Genomic DNA, 19,540 nt, shown 5'->3' with positions numbered 1-19,540 from the left:
CGTCATGGATCTTCGCCTGCCAAAACCCGCATCCGACCAAAAACTGCGCCGTGCGGAGGCGCTCGATGCGCTGGATTCGGTGCTGCCATTCGACCGGCGCGATTTTCTGGCCGAACTTTTGACCGACGACGACGTCGCAACGCTGCGCCATCTCGCCAAAGAAGGCATCGGCGCAAATTCTTTGCGCGCCCTGGCCTCCGACCTCGGTTACCTCGAAGCCTGGTCTCTGGCCGCGACCGGTTTTTCGCTGCCCTGGCCGGCGCCGGAGGTATTGCTGATAAAATTCGTCGCCCATCACCTGTGGGATCCCGCAAAGCGTGAAACCGACGTTTCGCACGGCATGCCGGAAGACGTGACCGCGGCGTTGAAGTCGGCCAAACTGTTGCGCGTCGACGGACCGCACGCGCCGAACACCGTGCGCCGGCGTCTGTCCAGCTGGTCGACGCTGACCAAATGGCGCGGTCTTAGGGGAAAATTCAACGCGCCGCGACTGCAGAGCGCGATCAAGTTGGCGGTGCGCGCCAGCGCCCGCCCCCGGGGCCGCAAGAGCAAAAAGGCGGTGACCGCCGACATTTTGACCGCGCTCCTAAAAGCCTGCGCCGGCGACCGTCTCGTCGACGTGCGCGACCGCGCCCTTCTCATCACCGCCTTCGCCTCAGGCGGCCGTCGCCGCAGCGAAATTGCTTCGCTCAGGTTCGAGCAGATCGTCGAAGAAGAGCCGGTGCCGGCCGATCCCAAGGCTCCCGACTCTTTGGACAAACTGCCGTGCCTAAAAATCCGGCTCGGCCGGACAAAAACGACACAGGCCGACAGCGACGCCTTCGTGCTGCTGGTTGGCCGGCCGGTTCTGGCCCTGAAAGGCTGGCTCGAACGCGCCGGGATCACAGAGGGCGCCGTGTTCCGCGGCATCGATCGCTGGGGCAATCTCGAAAAACGCGCGCTGACGCCGCAAGCGGTCAATCTGATCCTCAAGCGCCGCGCCGCCGAGGCCGGGCTCGATCCGGCGCTGTTTTCCGCCCACGGTCTGCGCTCCGGCTATCTCACCGAAACTGCCCGTCGCGGCATTCCGCTGCCCGAAGCCATGCAGCAGTCGCAGCACCGCTCGGTGCAACAGGCGTCCAACTACTACAATGATGCCGAGCGCACGCTCGGGCGGGCGGCGCGGATCATCGTCTGAGTCGCAGGGGCCAAAGTGCTCCGGCCCTGCCCCGAGCTTGCCTCGTCGGCCGAGGTCGATGAGCGCTATTTGCAGAGGCAGCTCGGCCACGCCTCGGCCGAGATGACGCGGAAATATCAGCGCCGATGTGACCGGTTCCGCGTCAATCTCACCAAGGCCTCGGTCTTGTAGACGAGAAAGCCCCTCCCCGCGTTACGCGCCAAACAACCGCCGGTCCCAGTAGACCGGCTGGTGCAGACTTGTCTGGATCCTTGAAAACTCCGGATGCGCCGGATTGATCAGCACATTGCAATCGAGACGCGCCACGACACTCGGCACCAGCAGGATGACGCTGCGCCGTTCTAAACACCAGCTTTCGCCAAATCCCTTGCTCACCGTCGCCGGCATCGCGTCCCAGCCGGGCAGTGACGGCTGGGAAAAGACCTCGTAACTCAGTCCGCGGGGGATAGTGATTTCGATGTAGTGTTGGTTGGGCGGCAGTCGGCCGCTGCCATGCACCAGCTTTTCCAACAGGGCCGTCGAATAGTGCTCGCTGGTGTAGATGACAGGACTTCCGGGCGTGTTCCATCGCCCTGGCGCGATAGTCGAGCCGGTCGCATCGAAGATAGGGTAGGTGCCGGCCGGATCGCCGATACGAAAGGACGAGAGAGTGCGATCGAGAGTCTGCGCCGTCACGCAGCACTGCCGTACTTCAGCCCTGCGAGAATATCGACCACCATTTCGGCACCGAACTCGCTCATGATAACGACGTCGATCGGTCGCTTGTCCTCAATCATCGGGTGCGGCCTAAACAAGAAATCGCGCGCTTCCTCTTCGTTCTGCCAGACATCGACAGCAAGGCCCCAGACGCGCGCGACGCGGGCCAATCGTGTCCCCTCGTCCGACGAGAGGCGATGTACGGCCTTGCGCCGCTCGTAGGTCGCCTTGGGGATCAGCCGGAATTTGAACTGAGCATCGCCCGGCGCCAGAAGATGCGCAACGCGCTCAAGTGCGCCAATGGGAAGTCCATCCTCGATCCGGGAGATCAGCCCGAAAGGCGACCGCGCCGCCACTTCTTTGACGGGCAGCCCCAACACGTCGGCGACATTTCCAAACGCTAGCATTTCGCTCTCCATTCCATGTGAGGCAAAATATAGCCTCACATGATGCGACATACAAGCCTCTGCATCAGCGCGAACTGATCCGCCCACGCGTTACCCTGTCATCTTTGCAGTCGGGCCGTTCGCTCGCAATGCCGCCATCAGCATCGGCCCGACCGAAAACTCCCCTGCCCTCGCCTTCTCGGTCAGCACGCGAAGATAGCCACCAGCTGACTCGATGCGCTGTGCCCGCTGCAGAATGCACGCAATCACCACCGCGGCGATTTCCTGACCCATGACATGGCAGGCATCCTCATACGCAGACGGCGAAACGCCCAGGTATCCCCGCACCTGGGCGGCGGTTATCATGAAATCGCGCCAGTTGCCGATCCCCTCAACGGCGTAGTCCGCAATTTCGGGGCAGGCCTTCAGCACTAGCCCCAGCGGATAGGTTTTCGGCGGCTCTGCGGTCCTCGTTAGTGGCTCGGCCGCCGCCCCGCTTTTTTCCAAAGCAGGTTCAAATTCAAAAATAGAGTCGGTATTTGAATCAGATTGCTGCCGCTCGCTTTGGGACTCATTGCCGCTCGGAATCGTAGATCCCATATGGATTTCCAGCAGCTTATCCACGTCATCACGCAACGCTGCCAGATCGGCCACGATCGGTTCAAGCTCGGCAATGTTGGCTCGGCGCGGAATTGACTCCACAACGGCGCGGAAGTGCCTCCACAGGCCTCCCCAGTCGCCCGGCACGTCTTCCTCAACGGCCGCCTCGATCAACTTCTGGATATCCCGGCGGTGCAGCGTAATGCGTTCTCTCATAAGCCTGAGCGCTCTGTTGTCGGCGCGAACACGCTCGGCCGCCGCCTCGAACTCTTGAGCACGGGCCAGCAGCGGCGCCAGCGAGAAACCAAATGCTTCCTCGATCTCCCCACCCCTGCCCTTCCGTGCATAACGCTTGCCGTTCGGGCTGTCCCGACGGATGACTAGACCGCAATCCACCAGTTCCGCCAGGTTCCTCCGCAAGGTGGAATCGGGCATGCCGTGCGCCCTGAGCGACAGCTGTGCGTTCGAGGGAAACACGATGAGGCCGTTTTCCTCACTTAAATCACTGTCAGGATAGAATGACAGCAACGCATTCAGGACGGCCAGGGCGCGATCGCCGATGCCAATGATGCTTTTGCCCTCGCAGAGGTTGCGATAGATCTGCCACTTGTCGACGACCCTGCCCTTAGGGGTCTCACGTGACGCGTTTTGCGCTGCCAGCATGGCAAGCGACATCGGCCGCCGCCCAAAGGGCGTCGTTGCAATACCCGTCTCCATTTCTTCCTTCGCCTTCAATTAGGCAAAAGAAATCCGTCCGCCGAATCGACGCTTAAAACTCTTGACACTGATTCGCGGAAATGAGATTCTCGGCTTGCTACAGATCGAGAAGGGCTTCCACGGTTCGCCGTCGGGGGCCTTTTTCTTTTGCGGTTTCAGTCTCCTGTTTGCTTCTTTTCCAATTCCCTGAATGCTCGATAGAGCTGCTCCAGGTTCTCGGAAAGGTACGCACCGAAACGGGAGGCGTCCTTGGCCTTCAGAGCTACTGTGAACGCCTTCCCGGTGTCCTTCGTGGTCACGCAGACCGATTTGCCTGCCAGAGACCAGGATTTGGCATTGGCGGACGCACCTGCTCCCTTCTTGGGTTTTCTGGATGTCTTTAGAAAATTGAAGAGGATGTTGAAGCGGTCATCGGTTGCCGCCGACTTGAATTCCTCAGTATCAACAAGTTCCTTAGCCTTCATCAGATTTGACGGCTTCTCGATCAGCAACGTCAGATCAAGCCAGCGGTCGCGGCCGATACCTTTCGCGGCTCCGATCGCATGGATGATGGCATTTGGAATGCGTTTTGTGACCGAAAGCATTCTCGTAAGCATTGGAGCGTCGATCGCCAAAGCAGATTGAATTGTTTCCCTGTCATGGCCGAGATCCGCCAGATTCTGTGCGAACACCGCTCGCTCGATGAAAGACAGATTGGCCCGTGCTGAGTTTTCCTGTCCCTGCGCAACCACATGATCCCTGTCATGAAGTTCCTTGACAACGGCACGGACGGGTTTCCCAAGTTGTTTTGCCACGCGAGCACGACGGTGACCGAATACGATCTGATAGCGCCCGTTGTTCGTGGGGTGAGGCCGAACCAAAATCGGACTGTCCTGCCCCCTCTCCCTAATGGCTGCCACCAATTCACCGAAGGCTTCGTCGTCGCCTTCCATGCGATCGGAAACAAACGAGCTGTCAATGAGACTGGGATCGAGGTCGACCACCGTTTCACCTTCGACCAGCCTTTCGGCCTTTGCCGCCTGGGCTGCAAGCTCACCGATGGAAGACAGCATCGATCGCGAGGCGCCACGCGTCGCGTAACCGGCGGTCGCCTGGCGATCCGGCTTCGTCGTCTCCGCTTGCGTTATGCCCAATAGCACGTCTCGCCTTGCCATCTTCAGCTTCTCCGAAAATGAAACATGTCATTGTCATCGTTGACGGAAACCCGCGATCGTACGGCTGACAACAGAACGGTCATTGCCTGCGTCCCCATGCTTGGTGAACGAGAGCGGCAATCTCCCCGTTTACAGCAGTTAAAGATTCCATTGCGCGGTCATATGTCGATCGAGTGAATTGCGACCTTTCGACTTCGTACAGTGTCTGTTTGGTCAGCCCTGCATCCGAGATCGCGGTCGACTTCAGCATCTGATTCTTCAGCATCTGCTTTGCAAACATGGACTGCAAGAAGCCGACCATCTGGGTCTGCGGAATGTCGGTAGGTTCGAATCGGGTGACGAGATAACGAAACCAGTTCAGGGAGACCTTCACGCCAGCCCCCTCGATCGACTTAAGGATTTCGCCGAGCATAAGCAGGAACTGGCTCATGCTCATGATATCGAGCATCTGCGGATGAACAGTGATCAGAACGGAGGTGGCGGCAGTCAGCGCCGTCAGTGTCAGGTATCCGAGCTGCGGCGGGCAATCGACGACAACGACATCGTAAAGGTCATCAACCTCGGCCAATGCATCCCCGATGCGGGTATAGAACATCTTCCCCGCATTGGACCCCTTGTTCTGCATCGCCAGTGGTGTGTCGTATTCGTACTCTTGAAGCTCCAGGTTCGCGGGCACGATGTCGAGGTTCGGAAAATTTGTAGTCCGAATGACCTCGACGATCGACTTCTTCTCGTCGTCGTATCGCAGCGATTCATAAAACGACGGATTTTGGTCCAGTTCGGGTTGAATGCCGTGAAGGGCAGTGAGAGATGCTTGCGGATCGAGGTCGATCGCCAACACGCGATGACCCGTGAGCGCGAGATACTGCGCTAGATGCGCTGCAGTCGTTGTTTTGCCTGAGCCGCCCTTGAAGTTGACGACTGCGAGGACCTGCAGCTTGTCGCCTGCCCTGCGCCGTGGTTCGCGGTCGAGAAACCTCCTGAGCTCGTTCATCTGCTCCGCAGAGTACGATCGGCGTCCGGTTGATGATGTAACCGGCTGCACGCCCTTGCCCTCCAAATGCAGCTTCTTCAGGTAGCTCTGGGACACCCCGATGTAATCTGCTACCTCCGCAAGGGAGAACTGCCGAAGCGTCTTCTGGGCATTCGGCGGAAATTTCTCGATGCGGAGCATGTCGAGCTTGCGTGAAATCTCGCTACCTTGGTCGAGAATGGTGTCTGCAAAGCCGATTTCTTCAACGTGAGCGGCTATGTTCATTGCTCGTCGGCCCTTCAGGAACGATATTTTTGGGGTTCCCCCTAAATTATCGTTACTGTCGCCCGATTCTATCCGGTCTGGCAAGAAATATTGAGTTAACAAAAGGTTAACGGGAACGATCTGGCACCCTGATCTACAACTTGCGAGCCGGAATCGAACCTACCCTATTGTTATCATTGACCGAAAGGCGAAAAAGTACGGCTGACAACTGGAATTCTCCACGAAGCCCCCTCAGCCGCTTATCGCAGCTCCCTTTTTGGTCCGCAAATTGGCCGCCAAGGCAACCGCTTCGCGGCGGGAAGGCCGGCATCGATCGCCCGGTTTTCTGCGTCCCCGGCGGGCTCATGAGTATCGACGGGCAAGTCTGCCCGTCGATAGGTAACTAACAGATTAGAGACCGACGGGCTACGCGGCTTCCAGTCCGGCGCCTGGCTGCAGGGCCGTGAGGTAGTCAGCAGCGGCCTGAGCCTTGGCGGCGGCGGTGATGATCGCGCGCTTGTCGTTCTTCAGGACGGCGAGCCAACTTGCCAGGTAGGCGGCGGTGTTGTCGCGCGGATCATGAGCCACGCCGAGATCGGCGCAAAGGAATGATGCCCCGAGTTCAGCGACGAGCTCTTCCACGGCGTAACATTCCGTTCCGAATCGGCCACTGAGATCACGGTCCAGGCGACGCTTTGCGCCGGACCAGTGCGAGAGCTCATGCAGCAGGGTCGAATATAAGTGAACCTCGCTTTCGAACCGGTCACGGTCCGGCATGAGGATGTCATCGCTGGCCGGTCGATAGCTCGCCTTCGTGCCGCTGTAGCTGACCTTCGCGTTGGTGTTTCTGACGAAAACCTCGACGGTTTCCAGGTGCGGAACAGGAACGCTCGGCAGCTCCTCGGCCGGGCTGGCAAACCGGTCAGGCAGGTTCTCTATCTGCTCGACATTGAAGACGGTGTATCCCTTGAGGTAGGGGATCGAGCGATCCTCGTCGTCTTCGCGCTCCTTTGGCGTGAACGTGCCGTACTTGACGACCAGCGTTCCCTTCTCGCCTTTTCGGACTTGCCCGCCAAGATCCTGCGCCTGGCGATAGGTCATCCAGGTGTTTTCCTCGTAGCCGAACATCTGGCCGGACACCCACAGCATCAGGACATTGATGCCGCGATAGGCTTCGCCGGTCGCGCGGCGCGGGATGCGGGAGTGTCGTACGCTGCCGCGCCAGGGGCGGACCCAGGGCTTGGTGCCGGCTTCAAGCTGCTCGACGATGGTATCGGTGATGCGTTGGTAGGTGTCCTTGATGCTCTGCATGGCCGTCTCCATTCCGTTGGTTGACGGCAAAGAACGGAGATAGCCGACGCGAGCCCATGCACCTGTAGGGCTGAAACGGAGTGGAGGACCGCGACAGCGGTTGCATGGGGGAGGGGCTATCGTAGCTTGTCCGTCAAATCACCCAACGGACTGAGGCGGCGCCGAAACGCATCGGACATCGACCAGCTCGACGACCCTCGACGAAAAGCAGGCTTGTTGCCTAGGGCAGGGGTTATCAACCGCGATCGTCGTCGCGCTCACGGTCTCGCCGCGCCGCCATTTCGGCCTCGGTAGCCTTCAGCCCGGCGCTTCTGTCCCGCTGTGGCTGCTCGGCCTGCTGTGGCCGCAGGTGTGCCTCGGTGGCCTGTCTCTCGCGTCCCAGGCGGGAAAAGTCAGAGCGGGCGGTGAAAGAGACCTCTGTATTTTCGTCGGGCAAGCGTTCGGGCAAGTCGGCCGATCGACGGCAATGATCCGCTCATCCGTGACGATACTGGCGACTCTATCGTCATGGCCGAGAATTTGGCCGGTGATTTCCTCTCCCGGCCGTGCCGTGCGGATATTGTGTTCAAACGGCTTCTCGCCGCACCGTTCGAGGTCGGCAAATGCAGCGCGAAGCGCTTCGCGGCGGTTCGGATTGATACAGTCCTCCAGCACATGCTTCATTGCCGGACTGGACGGGTCGTTTGTGGTCTCGATTGATGCCTCGATCATCCGCGGTTTGCTGATGACGGTAAAATCCACCTCATGGCCGTAATGGCGGCCAAGTTCGGCAATGAACACCTCCTGGGCGCGACCGTTGCCCTCGCGGAATGGATGCACGTAATTGAGCTCGGCGAGCACCTGGCCCGCACGCTCAGCGAATTGCTCCGGGGTGTCCGTGCGAAGAACATTGGGATCGCGGATCGGCTTTAAGGCCTCGTCCAGTCCGAAGTCGATGCGTGAGCCATGCAGGAATGAGGTGCTGCCCTTGGAAAGGCTGCCGATCGGCTCGACGCGCTGGCCGTCGACGATCGGGCTTTCGTTGCGCGTGTGACCGGCCCATTCGTAAACGTCCTGCAAAATATACCCGTGTATGGCCTTCAGATGTTCCTTGTCGAAATTGCCGCTCGGGCCGCGGCCCTCCGCAATCTCACTCTGTCGAATATGCGTCATGGCATAGTCGGCCGGTCCCAGCTCCGAGTGTCTGGTCAGCCCGAACTTGTTGCGTAGGACACCCGTGCGATCTGGATCGCCGGGCGCGTCGGGGTAGGTGTACGATCCCTTTGACTCGTCCGCCAAATACGATTCCTCATGAAAAAAGCCGCCCGTGATCGCAGGCGGCTTATTCGAACAAGAGTTGGAGCGTCAAACGCGCTTGAAACGCGCCTGCATCTGCTCGCGAAATTCTTCCGACGTGATCTCGCCGGCGACATACCGGGCGTTGGCCGCCTCGAGAACAGGATCGTGGGTGTAGCCCTGCCGGATGTTGGCCGCGCGGGCCTGATCGGTGGCCTTCTTGCGCTTGGCAATAGCCTCCGGGGAACGATCGGGACGTGCGGAATGGATGTTCATCTGCCAATCTCCAGTTGCCTTGCACTCTAGCAAGAAAAGTGCTGAAAATCCAGCACTATGGGGTGATTTTCGGGGTTTCTGAAGTGGGCGCCCGGCTTTTGGCCGGGCGCTTTACTGCGATTAATCACGGGGTTCCCATTCGATGATCGCCTGCAGAGTCGGGTCGTCCTGGCCCGGGAAGCGGCCGAGATTGGCGTTGAAGCTGAGGCGCTTGATCGAGAGCGTGTAGTAGGGCTTGCCATCCGCGTTCTTCTTTTTCCAGATGCCGCCGACCTCGATGTCATGCCCGCGCGGTGACTTGGCATAGACGCGATGCGTCGGTGCTTTTTCGTTGTCCGAGCTGAACGGCACAGCGGCGATGTCCAGGTCGCGTTCGATGGTGGAGATGAGGCCTTTGCCCTTGGCGGCGTCGAGGTCGTCAGCATCGAACTGGATGTAGTTGGTGGTGGTCATGTCAGTCACTCCTCTTTGGTGGTTGCGATGATCGTTCACATGGCACGGCGGGAAGCGGTGTGCACCGTAGGCTGGAGCGAAGCGGAAGAGGCCGGAAGGCGAAAAAATTTGGCGCGCGAGGAAGCCGCAGGCGGGGAAATTTTTGCGCTCTCCGGCTTTGCGCAAACCGCGTCGACGTGCGAACGAGCGTCAAACGCAACCACCGCAGAGGCGTGAGACATGAACGTATTTGGCAACATTCTCCCTGTTCGGTGTCCACCTGACGCGGCAAGAAATGAGCCTATATTAGCTATTATCCGAACCGATGCAACGAGCTTTGCCGGACTTTGCGCAAAAACGCGAAGCAATATGGCTCACGTCATTCGCCATTCGATAGCACCATTTTGGCTATCTACGGTTAAGGCATCTTTGATGGCTTGGCGCGGCGATAGAGATGCGGACTTTCGATCTCAGCCGACCAGATCCCCAGACCGTTGCCACGCGCGCGGTTTTCGGCCTCCCCGTACTCAACCAGGCTGATAGGATGGGATGACGGCAGATATCGAAGCATCGCCTCGGCTAGCCCGGCGTTCACCATAGCGAGGCCCACATCGGCATCGCCGATGAAGCACTGTCCGACCAAACGGCGATACCGGTCCTGGTCGATGATATCGCAACGGACATGCTGTCCGTCGATCATCTTTCGAAGGTAACTGCGAGCTATGACACCGCAACGCCAGGTCTGGCCGTCCTTCAAGCCGGTCTGGTCGAGTTCGCATGCATCGATCGCAGCAATCCGAATGCGCTGCTGAGGGATACTGATCGTGTCACCGTCGATTACCCGCGCGCGGCCGGACCATGCCGACGGCTCGGCCGCCGCGTCCATGCACCAGATTACGGCCACGGCCGCCAATATCGTTCGAAATCTCAATTCAATGCCTCCATGGAATTACGGGCTGCCAGCCCGAAAATCGAGCGGGCAAGATGAAGCTCGCCGGCTGTGGCGCGGTCCGTCATGGCCCGCAAGTAGCCGCCCGGCGATTTAACTTCCTGCCGGTCGTATTTCTGCAGCGTCACCGCGATTGCGACCGCTGCTTGCTGCTCGCCCATCTGTTCGATGGCACGGCGACGCGCATCATCGGAAATGCCCGTCAGGCGACACATTTGCGGCACGAGCCGCGCCAGATCGGCCCAACTGCGGGGCAGGGCAAAGCCGTAGGCCTTAAAGGCCGGTATTGCCCGCACCAAGTCTTGCAATGCCACTACCGCCTGCGGCTGGCGCTCTCGCCCGTTGACTTGGCGCAAGCCGCCCCCCAGGCTTGGTTCATAAGCCCTCTTGCTGGCGGAGCCAGCCTCTAGCAGATAAGATTGTTCGGCGTCAGCCGAACGCCGATTATCATTACTCTCTTCAAGAGGATCAGGGTTTGTAGTCTGTTTGTGCATGCCGTTTTCGGCATACGTGCATGTCGAACTTTCTGTTTCCGACGCAGATTCTGAACGGCGTGGAAGCTGCATCACGCGCTCCACAAACCAGTCGAAAAGTGCCGAAGCACGTCGGAGAAGGGCGCTCGGCGCCTTGGAGGCAACGCCGACAAGGGCCACGACCCTTTCGACGCGGGCCGCAATGCGAGCCAGGGCGCGACCCGACGGCCTTGTAGCCGTTGCCAGCGCATAGCGTAGGTTGCGCAGCGCGCCGCGATAGCGGCGCAATGCAGCGCTCGCCGCCGATTTTTCGGCCTTGGCCTGCCGCACGAGCTGGTCGAGTTCGCGATAGCGGGCGATGAGAATCCGCATGTCGATGCCGCAACCGTCTACAATCGCACCATCGCCATTTCGCACCGGGTAGCGCTTGTAATTGCCGCTATCCTGCATCGTGATCAAGCCAGCGTCGAAAAGGCTGGACAGCATACGGCTCACACGACCGGCTGAGCGGCCGATCTCGAAGCCGAGCTGCTGGTTGGACTTGAAGATGATCGGACGGCCGGACTTGTCAAAGGCCTCGGCCGGTGCCGTGTTGACCAGAGTCACCAAAAGATGGCTTTCGGTCGCGCTGATCAATCCAGTGCAGGTGAGGTTTTGTGCGAGCACGGCAAGCTGGCCGCGCGTCACCGTTCCGATCTCGGCCGACTGCGCCAGTCGCCGGTAATCGGCACGTTGTGGCGTCATTCGGCGACCGATTGGCCGCCGATCCGTATGGGGGTCACCCATGTCCTCGTCTCCTTTGTTAGGGACCAGGCAAAGCTTCCCCGTTCACCGAAGCGGTGTTTCTCAGTTGACAAGGAAGGGAGGGTTTGCGAGAAAGGTTTTGGCTTATTTTTTCACTGCAAACCCGCTTCCGGATTTTCGTTCGGGAGCGGTTTTTCTTTTTCTGGGCCGGTCTGTCTCTCCGTCTTCAAACGTTAGAATGCGCAGTCGGAATCATGCTGATTCCGATGATTTGCGAAGCATAACCGGAATAACCGTTTTGGCGCAAGAATTGTGCTACACGCCCCGTCCGCCGGAAGGGCCTGTTGGCTCGCAGTAGGCGGATTTCCTTGATTTTCTGTGTTTTTCACGTGCATTACATTTCGACACGCTTTTTGATGGCGGTATACCGTATTGGCTCGCTGAAGGAGGAAAGAGCCGGCATGGCGAACCATGTCGGCTATCCAGGGCGGGAGGGGAGTTTGAGGGGAGGGGGCTCGGGCCTCCCCTCAAAATGAAAATAAGGCCGGTCGATCCGGCCTTATACCAAAGGCTCTGAGGGCTGACTCTTTAGGGGTTCCCGCCTCGACTGATCCGTGATTCCTTGTTGCGAGGAGGATTCGGGCGATGGGATCAGCGGTGAAAATGCGGACGGACTATTCGGCTGTGGCGCTTCGGCGACTGGCGAAGGCGGCGAAGGACGTGAACCAGAGCAGACGCTTGTTATCACTGGCTGGGATCATGGACTCGGGAAGATGCTGCACGGATCGGCGGCATGGACCGGCAGACGCTGCGGGACTGGGTGCATCGCTTCAACGAGGATGGCTCTGACGGACTGAAGGATGCCTGGTATGGCGGCCCCATGCCGCGCCTGTCGCCGGAACAGAAGGCCGAACTGGCGCAAATAGTCGAGACGGGACCGGACCTGGCGGTTGACGGGGTGGTGCGCTGGCGGCGCATCGATCTGCAGCGCGTCATCGAGGATCGTTTCGGCGTCGCCTATCACGAGCGCTACGTGGGTAAGCTGCTGAAGGAACTCGGCTTCTCGCACATGAGCGCGCGGCCGCGCCATCCGGCGCAGGATGCCTGGATCGTGGCAGAGTTAAAAAAAACTTTCCGCGCACGCTAGACGCCCACCTCGCCGATCTGCCGAAGGGCAAGCCCGTCGAGGTGTGGTTTCAAGATGAGGCCAGAATTGGCCAGAAGAACGGTGTCGTGCGGCAATGGGCGCGCCGTGGCACGCGGCCCGGGCAGCCCGCCGACCAGCGCTATCAAAGCGCATACCTGTTCGGCGCCATCTGCCCGGCGCGCGGCAAGGGAGCAGCCATGGCGCTGCCGTTTGCCGACACCGCGGCCATGCAGCTTCACCTCGACGAGATCAGCCGCCATGTGGCGCGCGGCGCGCACGCCGTGCTGCTGCTCGACCGGGCAGGCTGGCACACGACCGCCAAGCTGAAGGTGCCGAAAAACATCACGCCGGTGCTGCTGCCGTCGCGAGCCCCGGAACTCAACCCGGTCGAGAACGTCTGGCAATATCTGCGCGCCAACTGGCTCTCCAACCGCGTCTTCGACGGCCACGATGCCATCATCGACGCCGCCTGCGAGGCTTGGCAGAAGCTCATCGCCCAACCCGAAACAATCACATCAATCGGAATGCGAGAGTGGGCTCACGTCGGTCAAGCTTCATGACCCTTGGTATTATTCATTCAGCGGCGGCCTCGACCGCCCTTTGATAATTGGGAGGCCGGTTGCGCGGGAGAGCACGCAACCGGCCTGCGACTGATGTTTATTCAGTCGCTTCGGGGAACTGCTGATTATCCTCGATGTCCATTTCGTGCTCTACGGGCCTCGCCTCATCGGCGGCAGCGATCCGTACAGGGGCGGGTATCCAGCGGCTACCGGCAACAAGTCGCTCTGCGACCATGACGGCTTCGGTCTTTTTGGCCGCTGCTTTGACGGAAAGCCCCGCCTCACGGCCCTTAGCTTCGGCCACGGCAAGCTCGATGGTGGTCCGGTTGACGTGCTTGTAATAGCTGTCGCCGGTTGTCTCGAACCACTCGGACATGTCGACATTGAGTGCTTGGCCTAGCTGGTTGGCCTGCTCAATACCCTTCTTGCGGTCGGTGAACTTCTTCTCCACCGCGTTGACCGCATGAGCAGCACCAAAGGCCAGCAGCGAAAGAAGCTTGTCCTGCGGCTGCTCTAGCAGCCAATCGAACAGATCGGCGGGATTGCCCGGCAGGTGATGGCCGTAGTTTTCGGACAGCTCACTGAACGCAGCAAGGCCCTTGCAGCTTTCGGCGTCCTTCATCGAAGGCTTCAACCGCTCATGGGTGATCGACAGTTGAAGCGCGCTTTGCTCCGAATTGTATGGATAGGCCACTTGCAACAGCATGGCATGCACGACGGCGACAAGGGCAACGTCAGGATTGTTCGCCAGTTCAATGCGCAGCGCTGCGGTTTTGTGGGCCGTCAGATCCTCTAGAAGAGCCGCAGAATGCGTGACGGTCGGAATTCCGGGCTTCGCTTCGCCTGCGGTACTCGGCAAGCCCTCGTCGGCCTCGTCCTCGTCTGTTACCTTGGCATCGTCCAGCTTCACAAAACCGCGCTCGATAGAAAGCCTGCCGTAATAGTCGAGCATGATGAAAGCGCCACCGTTCGCCAGTGCCTCGGGGCTATAGGCTTCCGCGAGGGCGGTCAGGGCGTCAATCCGCTTTTCGACTTCCTCAAGCTTTGCCTCGGCCTCATCGTCGGCGGCACCGCACTCGATCAGTTCGGCAAGCTCGTCATATTCTGCCTGTGCGGCATCAAGCACTGCCTGATCTTCCTCGGAAAGGCTCACGTCTTCAGGATAGTGGCGCTCCATGCTGTGAAGTCCTACCGGCATGGAAGTGCGGCACTCCACCCATTTCCAGCCTTCGGCACGTACCGTCCCGGCCGCCGCCTCAAGCTTTTCGGCCACCAGCTTTTCCAGCAGCACCGCATCGGTGACATAACCGGCGTTGCGTTCATCGAACAGGTCGCGCGTTACGGCGCCGCCCGCAGCTTCATAGGCGGCCAGTCCGCCGATGAACTGGACACGCTTGTCCGTCGCGGCAACCAATTCCTCGGTGAGCGCGCGCCGGATGGAAAAAGCATCACGGTTCCAAGAGGGCAGGGCACTCCATACCTCAACCTGCCGCTGGTGATCGTCGCTGACGGTGAAGGCCGACAACTGCGCAAAACTCATGTCCTCGTCGCGGAACATCTGCAACAGCACCGGCGACACGCGCGCCAAGGCCAGCCGCTTGCGCACGATGGTTTCGGTTGTCCCGAAACGAGCGGCGATATCAGCGATGTCCTTGCCCTCGTTGGCAAGGACGCTGAAGGCCTCGTACTGATCGACCGGGTGCATGTCCTCCCGCATGACATTTTCGGAAAGGCTGATTCCCGTAGCGTCCTCGCCGGAGCGCTCCTTGCATTCGACGGGAAAATCCTTCGCGATCTCGCCAGCCTCGGCCAGCAGAAGCAGCGCAGCACGGCGGCGACCACCCGCCGTCACGAAGTAGCGGCCCTTCTTCTCGCCCTTCCGAACAACAAGGTTTTGCAACAGACGGTAGTCGTCCGTGCGAATGCTTGCGGCCAATGCCTCGACGCCTTCGGCGCTGTAGGTCTTGCGAACGTTCTTCGGGTCCGCGTCCAGCTTGTTCAATGGAATAGTGATGGTCTCGGTCATGATATTTCTCCTGATTTCCCTTTTCCCGCGAAGCGGTTTCCCTGCCCGAAGGGGCAGGAGCCCCGCTCCTGCTCCCGAGCTCGTGCGGAACAGCGGGGGAGAGGGGGGCAAGGAGACAAATCGGAGGGGGATCACCCGCCCGAGGCAAAGCCGAAGGGGCGCGCTGGATCCGCTATACGGATCCGCGCCGATCCTGCACGAAGCGCGGGCCAGGCCCACGCGAAGGAAGGACGGGGAGACCGATTTTCTCCTTGCAGGGGAGAGGGGGCAGCGCCCCCTTTCCCCATCAGGCGAAAGAACTTCGGCCCGCGCCAGCGGGGCTCCTGTCAACCGGAGAAATGTGCTGCTCGAGGAAATTGAACGAGGAGGCAATCTCAAGCTAAGCGGCGCGAAGAGCGCTCCAATCCAGCCGCTCGCTCTCTACGGCGCTGTTGAGGGCGCGCTCGCGAGCGGCTTCGTTGCCGCCGAGCTACAACACCACCTCGCGAGAGCTGACATTGGCCCGACGGCCAGAGTCATTTAGGACGCTTGCGCCAGCTAGTACCTCGATCGGCGACGCCGGCGGAACGGTCGAGAACTCCGTTTCTGGTGCGGCGGATGTGCATATAACCGACGCCGGGCGCTTAGTTCGGCAACCGCCCGCTCGCGCTTCAATCTGGCGGCGATCATTTCCACTATCGCTCGGCCAGGAATGATCTGCGCCTTCTCCCGAGCAGTGTGAATGAACGCGCGCCGCGAAAATGCCGCAACTATGGCTTGCCCCTCGGCGCGACCTGGCAACAAACACCAGAGTCTGCCGCGATTTGTTCCCGCAATTTCGTCTGATGTGCCCATGCCCTCGAAGTCGAAGAAGACCGGCATAGTGCAGTTAAGCCACGCAGCGGGGAAGCATTCCTCCGGGCTACAGGTGATGAAAAGGCCCTTCAACGACGTGGGTCTGCAAAGCCTTTGTCCTTGGAGAAAGCGTGGGTGGTCTCTTTTTAGCCGCGTTCCGTCCACGACCCAGACCATGCTCCGATGGAAGGCCTCGCGGGCAGCCCTTTCCTTCGAAGGGAGATGTGAGTGCTGGAACTCGATGACCAATCCATTTTCGGTGCTCACATCCGCAATATGCTTCTCACCTGCCTCGTCACGCCGGATCACTTCCTGCCATCCGGAGGGAAACTGGTCCTTCCAAGAGCGATGCCACGGGGTTTCCGGCTCCCACCATGGATCGCAGTTCCTCTTGCCGCGATGTGCCCAATGCCAAACCTTTTGAGTTCCGCACTTTGCGATCGTCGGCTTCGAGCATCCCGAACAGCAACCGATCAATCCAGGCGAGGCCTCACACCGTAAGTTGTCCACCAATGCAAACCGCATGACGTTCTCCATATGCGTTTAGGACCGCACACCCATCGCAGGTGGCAGCTGGTTTCTTGTTTGAGGAGCTATGTCGGCAGCGCGGCCAGCCCGAACTGGTGCTGTTTCTTCTTATCTTCGACGTGAAGGGCCTGCCTATCGTCGGTTATCACGCGGCTGTCTTTGATGCCTGGCACCGCTTATTCTCAAGGCACGCATCAAAAGTATCTGATCGTCTCGGCCAGTCAAGGCTCACCACGGCCAACTATCTGTTAATGACCCGGCTTACCCGATCGAAGACAGGGTCCCCAAGGACCCGCCTATCCTCGCCGATATCAGGCGGTTACCCCCGACCGCTCGTAGGCAAAATACCGTACCTCACGCTTGACCAACTCAATCCCCCTGTCCACCTCCCGTGGGTCGTTGCGGGCCGCACAGCGCTTGATGCTGTGCTCCATCGCCGTGAGCGTGTTGGTGGTCTTGTTGTGAAAGTAAATAGGATAGGGAGCGTCCACGGTCATGATCTTGGCGTAAAAGATTTCAACCCAATCCCTGTCAACAGCGGGCACCGTGAATCCCTTCAGCTCTATCACCATCAAGCCACCAGGCGTCGATAGGGTGAGACGTGTGCCGGACAGTTCTACGTCATCATCGACCGTCTTGATTTCGACAGTGGCGTGCACCATGCCCTTTACGGAACGATGAGTGTAGTGGGCGGTGCTTGGCACGGGTGGCCTGCGCCGACCATGTGGGTCAAGCCGCAGGGTAATTAGGAAGCGCTCCCAAAACGAGAGCGATCTACCCCATGGCGGTGTTACATGTCGCTTTAAGTCAGTCCTGCTCGACATTGCCACCCTCAATGGTTTCTTCTTACCTGATCGCATTCCTCTATGGCTTTGTTAGGTCCAGTCCCCATTCGTCCGCTTTAGCCTCAGTGTCGAACGGGCGTGTCATGGACTTATTTCGCAATACGGTGCGGCCATTCTCATAGACGACTTTGATGCCCCCATGGTAGCTCGAAGCGGGACCATTGTACTCCACAGCCTTGACGACCCTCAGCCCGTTGTCGGGGTCAACGCCGTCGTTGGCAGAGACCTTCGTCATAAACTTCTCGTACTCGGCTGCGGCCGATGAGTTTGTTATCGCTGCGGCGGCGCCTTGCTCAGCATCGTATTGATCTTTCAGTTTCGTCAAAAGCGCCGGGAGGTAACTCTTGTCGCCAAGCGTCAGGTACTTTTCAGCCAACATCTGTTCATATTTTGCGCCGAGCTGTAGCGCCATCGCTGACGATCGGCTGATGTCATTGTCGACTTCCTTGAGCACTTCCCACTTAGCTTTGTCATAGGTATGCGCTGGCGCAGCTGACTCCACGGGCCTGGCAGCCCTCGAAGCACTATCATCCCTCACCCTAAGCGGTTCATAGGGAATCTCCGCCTTGGCCTCCCCTGTCGCCGCGAGAATGAGAACGCCAATCAAACCGGTGAGGCCGCAGAGGATTGCCCAGGTCATAGGATCTTTGTTCCTGGCTGCTGCCATGTTGTATCCAATCATGGCGAAGACGCCCATGATGACTACCGCGATCAAGAAAAGCATTATGTATTCGCCCCGATGCCCAAGTCATTTCCATCTATCCTAGGTCGAAGCATCTTTGGACATCAATCCTAAAAAAGCAGCCCGAAGGCTGCTCGGCGTCACACCCGACCAGGCGTGGGCATTCGACTTCGAATCCAGGAAGTGCTTGGCGTCGGGATTGGCCTTTGGCCTTATTTCCCTGCCAACGGCCGGGAAACAAAACCTGTTGACGCTTCTGGAAAATTGTCCCAGGCGGCAAGGCTCGCGAAGCGGCTCTGGAGTAAACAGGGCGGCAGAACTGGCATCGGGATTCTAGTATCCCACTTCAGACCAGAAATTGGCATCCCGCTGATCCTTAAGCTCGTCCAGGGATACCTCAATCCTTTTGAAGTCCATCCGATACACCGGCAGCTGCCAGCTCCGATAGAGGTAGCCTAGCTGGTCTTCATTCGCCTGTTCAGTGATCAAGCCTGTAGTTTGTAAGGCCAAGGCCATCTCATGTGACAGCCTGTCTGCTTCTGTTGCGGACACCTCGTCCTTGAAATCGAGGCGGCTCCATACGTCGGAAACGACGTCGAGCCCTGCTCGCGTAAAGGCTCCGAAATCCCGGAGTGCGCAGCAGACTTCCCAAGGTCGTGGATTGCCACCTGCGAAGCCGAACACTGGCTCGTGGTTCGACGGCTCGCTCCAGATAGGGTCGCCTTCCTCATAGGTTATGATGTCGGCATAGAGCAGAGATTCACGCCCCGCGAGGGTGGAATTCGGGAGTATGTATTCGCCGATCGAGCCTTCCAGATAATGGGAACGCCGCTGATCATCGAGGTATTCCTGCAGTTGCCTGACATGCATCGGCCGCCAGCTCTGGGCGTCAAGGTACAGCAAGCGGGCCAGGTGATCGTAGAACCATTGCATCATCGGTCCGAAGCGCGACGGCCTGATTTTAGGAGGGCAGCGCACGATGTCCATGAGCACCAGTATCTTGGCGACCTCCTCAAGCGAGTGTCCGAGCAGGATGCTCGACGAGCGAGGATGTCCCTCGAGCGATCTCGCGGCCGCCAGCAGGTCTCCGGCGCTCTTCATTAGGATCGGTAAGCCTTCTGCGATGAGGTCGAGTTGGGCGCTGGCTGGCAGGTTTGCAAGCGTGCGACCTCGCTTCATGCCGATGTCACTGGATTTCTGGGCTTCAGGCATTCGTAGAACCTTGATCAGCTTCAACGATCAGGCGCGCTCTCTGCTAGCCGCGGTCACGTCCTATGGCGGTGAAGAGCTCCACCGGGTCGAACTTCTCGGGAGTTCGCTTCTTTCTCTTCATCGCAACCTTACCTGCCAGTTCCGCGGCGAACATAGATTCTCGACCTACGTTTGTCGCCTGTGCCCTCCGGAACTTCCTCGAAGCCGGGAGAGGACCATGGCGATGATAGCCCAGCAATCGTCGATCCAAGTCGTCAGGTCGCACCGGCTTTTCACATG

Annotated in this window: 16 protein-coding genes and 3 pseudogenes; 3 read left to right on the top strand and 16 right to left on the bottom strand. The window is 59.4% G+C overall.

Going from position 1 to position 19,540, the window contains the following annotated elements; genetic code table 11:
• Positions 1-4: 4 nt before the first annotated feature.
• Both EN846_RS28390 and EN846_RS28385 read left to right on the top strand, forming a co-directional pair.
• On the top strand, positions 5-1,177 hold the full coding sequence (locus EN846_RS28390) for a site-specific integrase (protein WP_135914065.1): 1,173 nt from the start codon (positions 5-7) through the stop codon (positions 1,175-1,177).
• A 36-nt stretch (positions 1,178-1,213) separates the two neighbouring features.
• Positions 1,214-1,348: pseudogene (locus tag EN846_RS28385) on the top strand (integrase); the annotation flags it as partial.
• 21 nt (positions 1,349-1,369) lie between these two features.
• Here EN846_RS28385 and EN846_RS28380 read toward each other — a convergent pair.
• From EN846_RS28380 to repC (EN846_RS28330), 11 genes and pseudogenes are all read right to left on the bottom strand, one after another.
• Entirely contained in the window at positions 1,370-1,852 is a 483-nt protein-coding gene (locus EN846_RS28380; protein ID WP_135914064.1) for an RES family NAD+ phosphorylase, read from the bottom strand.
• Entirely contained in the window at positions 1,849-2,280 is a 432-nt protein-coding gene (locus EN846_RS28375; RefSeq protein WP_135914084.1) for a DUF2384 domain-containing protein, read from the bottom strand. The genes EN846_RS28380 and EN846_RS28375 overlap by 4 nt, the downstream gene beginning before the upstream one ends.
• Positions 2,281-2,370: 90 nt before the next feature.
• Positions 2,371-3,576: a plasmid replication protein RepC gene (gene repC / locus EN846_RS28370; RefSeq protein WP_135914063.1), complete on the bottom strand. Its 1,206-nt coding sequence runs from the start codon at positions 3,574-3,576 to the stop codon at positions 2,371-2,373.
• A gap of 155 nt (positions 3,577-3,731) precedes the next feature.
• Entirely contained in the window at positions 3,732-4,730 is a 999-nt protein-coding gene (gene repB / locus EN846_RS28365) for a plasmid partitioning protein RepB (RefSeq protein ID WP_189523719.1), read from the bottom strand.
• Positions 4,731-4,809: 79 nt separating this feature from the next.
• Positions 4,810-5,988, bottom strand: coding sequence for a plasmid partitioning protein RepA (gene repA / locus EN846_RS28360; protein ID WP_135914062.1), 1,179 nt, complete (start codon positions 5,986-5,988; stop codon positions 4,810-4,812).
• A 405-nt stretch (positions 5,989-6,393) separates the two neighbouring features.
• A complete protein-coding gene (locus EN846_RS28355; RefSeq protein ID WP_135914061.1) occupies positions 6,394-7,278 on the bottom strand; it encodes a zincin-like metallopeptidase domain-containing protein in 885 nt (294 codons plus the stop codon).
• 235 nt (positions 7,279-7,513) lie between these two features.
• Positions 7,514-8,556 (bottom strand): annotated as a pseudogene (locus EN846_RS28350) (Fic family protein).
• A 66-nt stretch (positions 8,557-8,622) separates the two neighbouring features.
• Positions 8,623-8,829, bottom strand: coding sequence for an antitoxin VbhA family protein (locus tag EN846_RS28345; RefSeq protein WP_135914060.1), 207 nt, complete (start codon positions 8,827-8,829; stop codon positions 8,623-8,625).
• Between the two features lie 120 nt (positions 8,830-8,949).
• The gene (locus EN846_RS28340) at positions 8,950-9,282 is read right to left on the bottom strand and encodes a DUF736 family protein (RefSeq protein ID WP_135914059.1); all 333 of its coding nucleotides are present in this window, start codon (positions 9,280-9,282) and stop codon (positions 8,950-8,952) included.
• A 397-nt stretch (positions 9,283-9,679) separates the two neighbouring features.
• The gene (locus EN846_RS28335; protein ID WP_135914058.1) at positions 9,680-10,147 is read right to left on the bottom strand and encodes a thermonuclease family protein; all 468 of its coding nucleotides are present in this window, start codon (positions 10,145-10,147) and stop codon (positions 9,680-9,682) included.
• Between the two features lie 41 nt (positions 10,148-10,188).
• Positions 10,189-11,469 carry a plasmid replication protein RepC gene (gene repC, locus EN846_RS28330; protein ID WP_135914057.1) on the bottom strand — a complete coding sequence of 427 codons (1,281 nt, stop codon included), beginning with the start codon at positions 11,467-11,469 and terminating at the stop codon, positions 10,189-10,191.
• Between the two features lie 603 nt (positions 11,470-12,072).
• On the opposite strand from repC (EN846_RS28330), the pseudogene EN846_RS28325 reads away from it, so the two are divergent.
• A pseudogene (locus tag EN846_RS28325) lies at positions 12,073-13,134 on the top strand (IS630 family transposase).
• Between the two features lie 97 nt (positions 13,135-13,231).
• Here the strand turns inward: EN846_RS28325 and EN846_RS28320 are convergent.
• The 5 genes from EN846_RS28320 to EN846_RS28295 all read right to left on the bottom strand — a co-directional run bounded on the left by EN846_RS28320 (position 13,232) and on the right by EN846_RS28295 (position 19,285).
• Positions 13,232-15,160, bottom strand: coding sequence for a ParB/RepB/Spo0J family partition protein (locus tag EN846_RS28320; RefSeq protein WP_135914056.1), 1,929 nt, complete (start codon positions 15,158-15,160; stop codon positions 13,232-13,234).
• Positions 15,161-15,697: 537 nt separating this feature from the next.
• Entirely contained in the window at positions 15,698-16,519 is an 822-nt protein-coding gene (locus tag EN846_RS28310) for a competence protein CoiA family protein (protein ID WP_245518742.1), read from the bottom strand.
• Positions 16,520-16,833: 314 nt separating this feature from the next.
• A complete protein-coding gene (locus EN846_RS28305) occupies positions 16,834-17,226 on the bottom strand; it encodes a hypothetical protein (RefSeq protein WP_135914054.1) in 393 nt (130 codons plus the stop codon).
• A 160-nt stretch (positions 17,227-17,386) separates the two neighbouring features.
• Complete coding sequence (locus EN846_RS28300) at positions 17,387-18,091, bottom strand: hypothetical protein (RefSeq protein WP_135914053.1); 705 nt, start codon at positions 18,089-18,091, stop codon at positions 17,387-17,389.
• A 291-nt stretch (positions 18,092-18,382) separates the two neighbouring features.
• Entirely contained in the window at positions 18,383-19,285 is a 903-nt protein-coding gene (locus EN846_RS28295) for a hypothetical protein (RefSeq protein ID WP_135914052.1), read from the bottom strand.
• Between the last annotated feature and the right edge of the window lie 255 nt (positions 19,286-19,540).

The organism is Mesorhizobium sp. M4B.F.Ca.ET.203.01.1.1 (genome assembly GCF_004791025.1).
Lineage (GTDB): Bacteria > Pseudomonadota > Alphaproteobacteria > Rhizobiales > Rhizobiaceae > Mesorhizobium > Mesorhizobium abyssinicae.
The sequence above is the reverse complement of the archived record's forward strand: the minus strand, read 5'-3'. Positions and strand labels throughout refer to the sequence as shown.

Bases quoted from the DNA above. Each gene is read 5' to 3' on its own strand.
- repB (WP_189523719.1), bottom strand. From the start codon at position 4,730: ATGGCAAGGCGAGACGTGCTATTGGGCATAACGCAAGCGGAGACGACG.
- repC (WP_135914063.1), bottom strand. From the start codon at position 3,576: ATGGAGACGGGTATTGCAACGACGCCCTTTGGGCGGCGGCCGATGTCG.
- EN846_RS28340 (WP_135914059.1), bottom strand. From the start codon at position 9,282: ATGACCACCACCAACTACATCCAGTTCGATGCTGACGACCTCGACGCC.
- EN846_RS28355 (WP_135914061.1), bottom strand. From the start codon at position 7,278: ATGCAGAGCATCAAGGACACCTACCAACGCATCACCGATACCATCGTC.
- EN846_RS28310 (WP_245518742.1), bottom strand. From the start codon at position 16,519: ATGCGGTTTGCATTGGTGGACAACTTACGGTGTGAGGCCTCGCCTGGA.
- EN846_RS28335 (WP_135914058.1), bottom strand. From the start codon at position 10,147: ATGGACGCGGCGGCCGAGCCGTCGGCATGGTCCGGCCGCGCGCGGGTA.
- EN846_RS28300 (WP_135914053.1), bottom strand. From the start codon at position 18,091: ATGCTTTTCTTGATCGCGGTAGTCATCATGGGCGTCTTCGCCATGATT.
- EN846_RS28375 (WP_135914084.1), bottom strand. From the start codon at position 2,280: ATGCTAGCGTTTGGAAATGTCGCCGACGTGTTGGGGCTGCCCGTCAAA.
- repA (WP_135914062.1), bottom strand. From the start codon at position 5,988: ATGAACATAGCCGCTCACGTTGAAGAAATCGGCTTTGCAGACACCATT.
- repC (WP_135914057.1), bottom strand. From the start codon at position 11,469: ATGGGTGACCCCCATACGGATCGGCGGCCAATCGGTCGCCGAATGACG.
- EN846_RS28345 (WP_135914060.1), bottom strand. From the start codon at position 8,829: ATGAACATCCATTCCGCACGTCCCGATCGTTCCCCGGAGGCTATTGCC.
- EN846_RS28390 (WP_135914065.1), top strand. From the start codon at position 5: ATGGATCTTCGCCTGCCAAAACCCGCATCCGACCAAAAACTGCGCCGT.
- EN846_RS28320 (WP_135914056.1), bottom strand. From the start codon at position 15,160: ATGACCGAGACCATCACTATTCCATTGAACAAGCTGGACGCGGACCCG.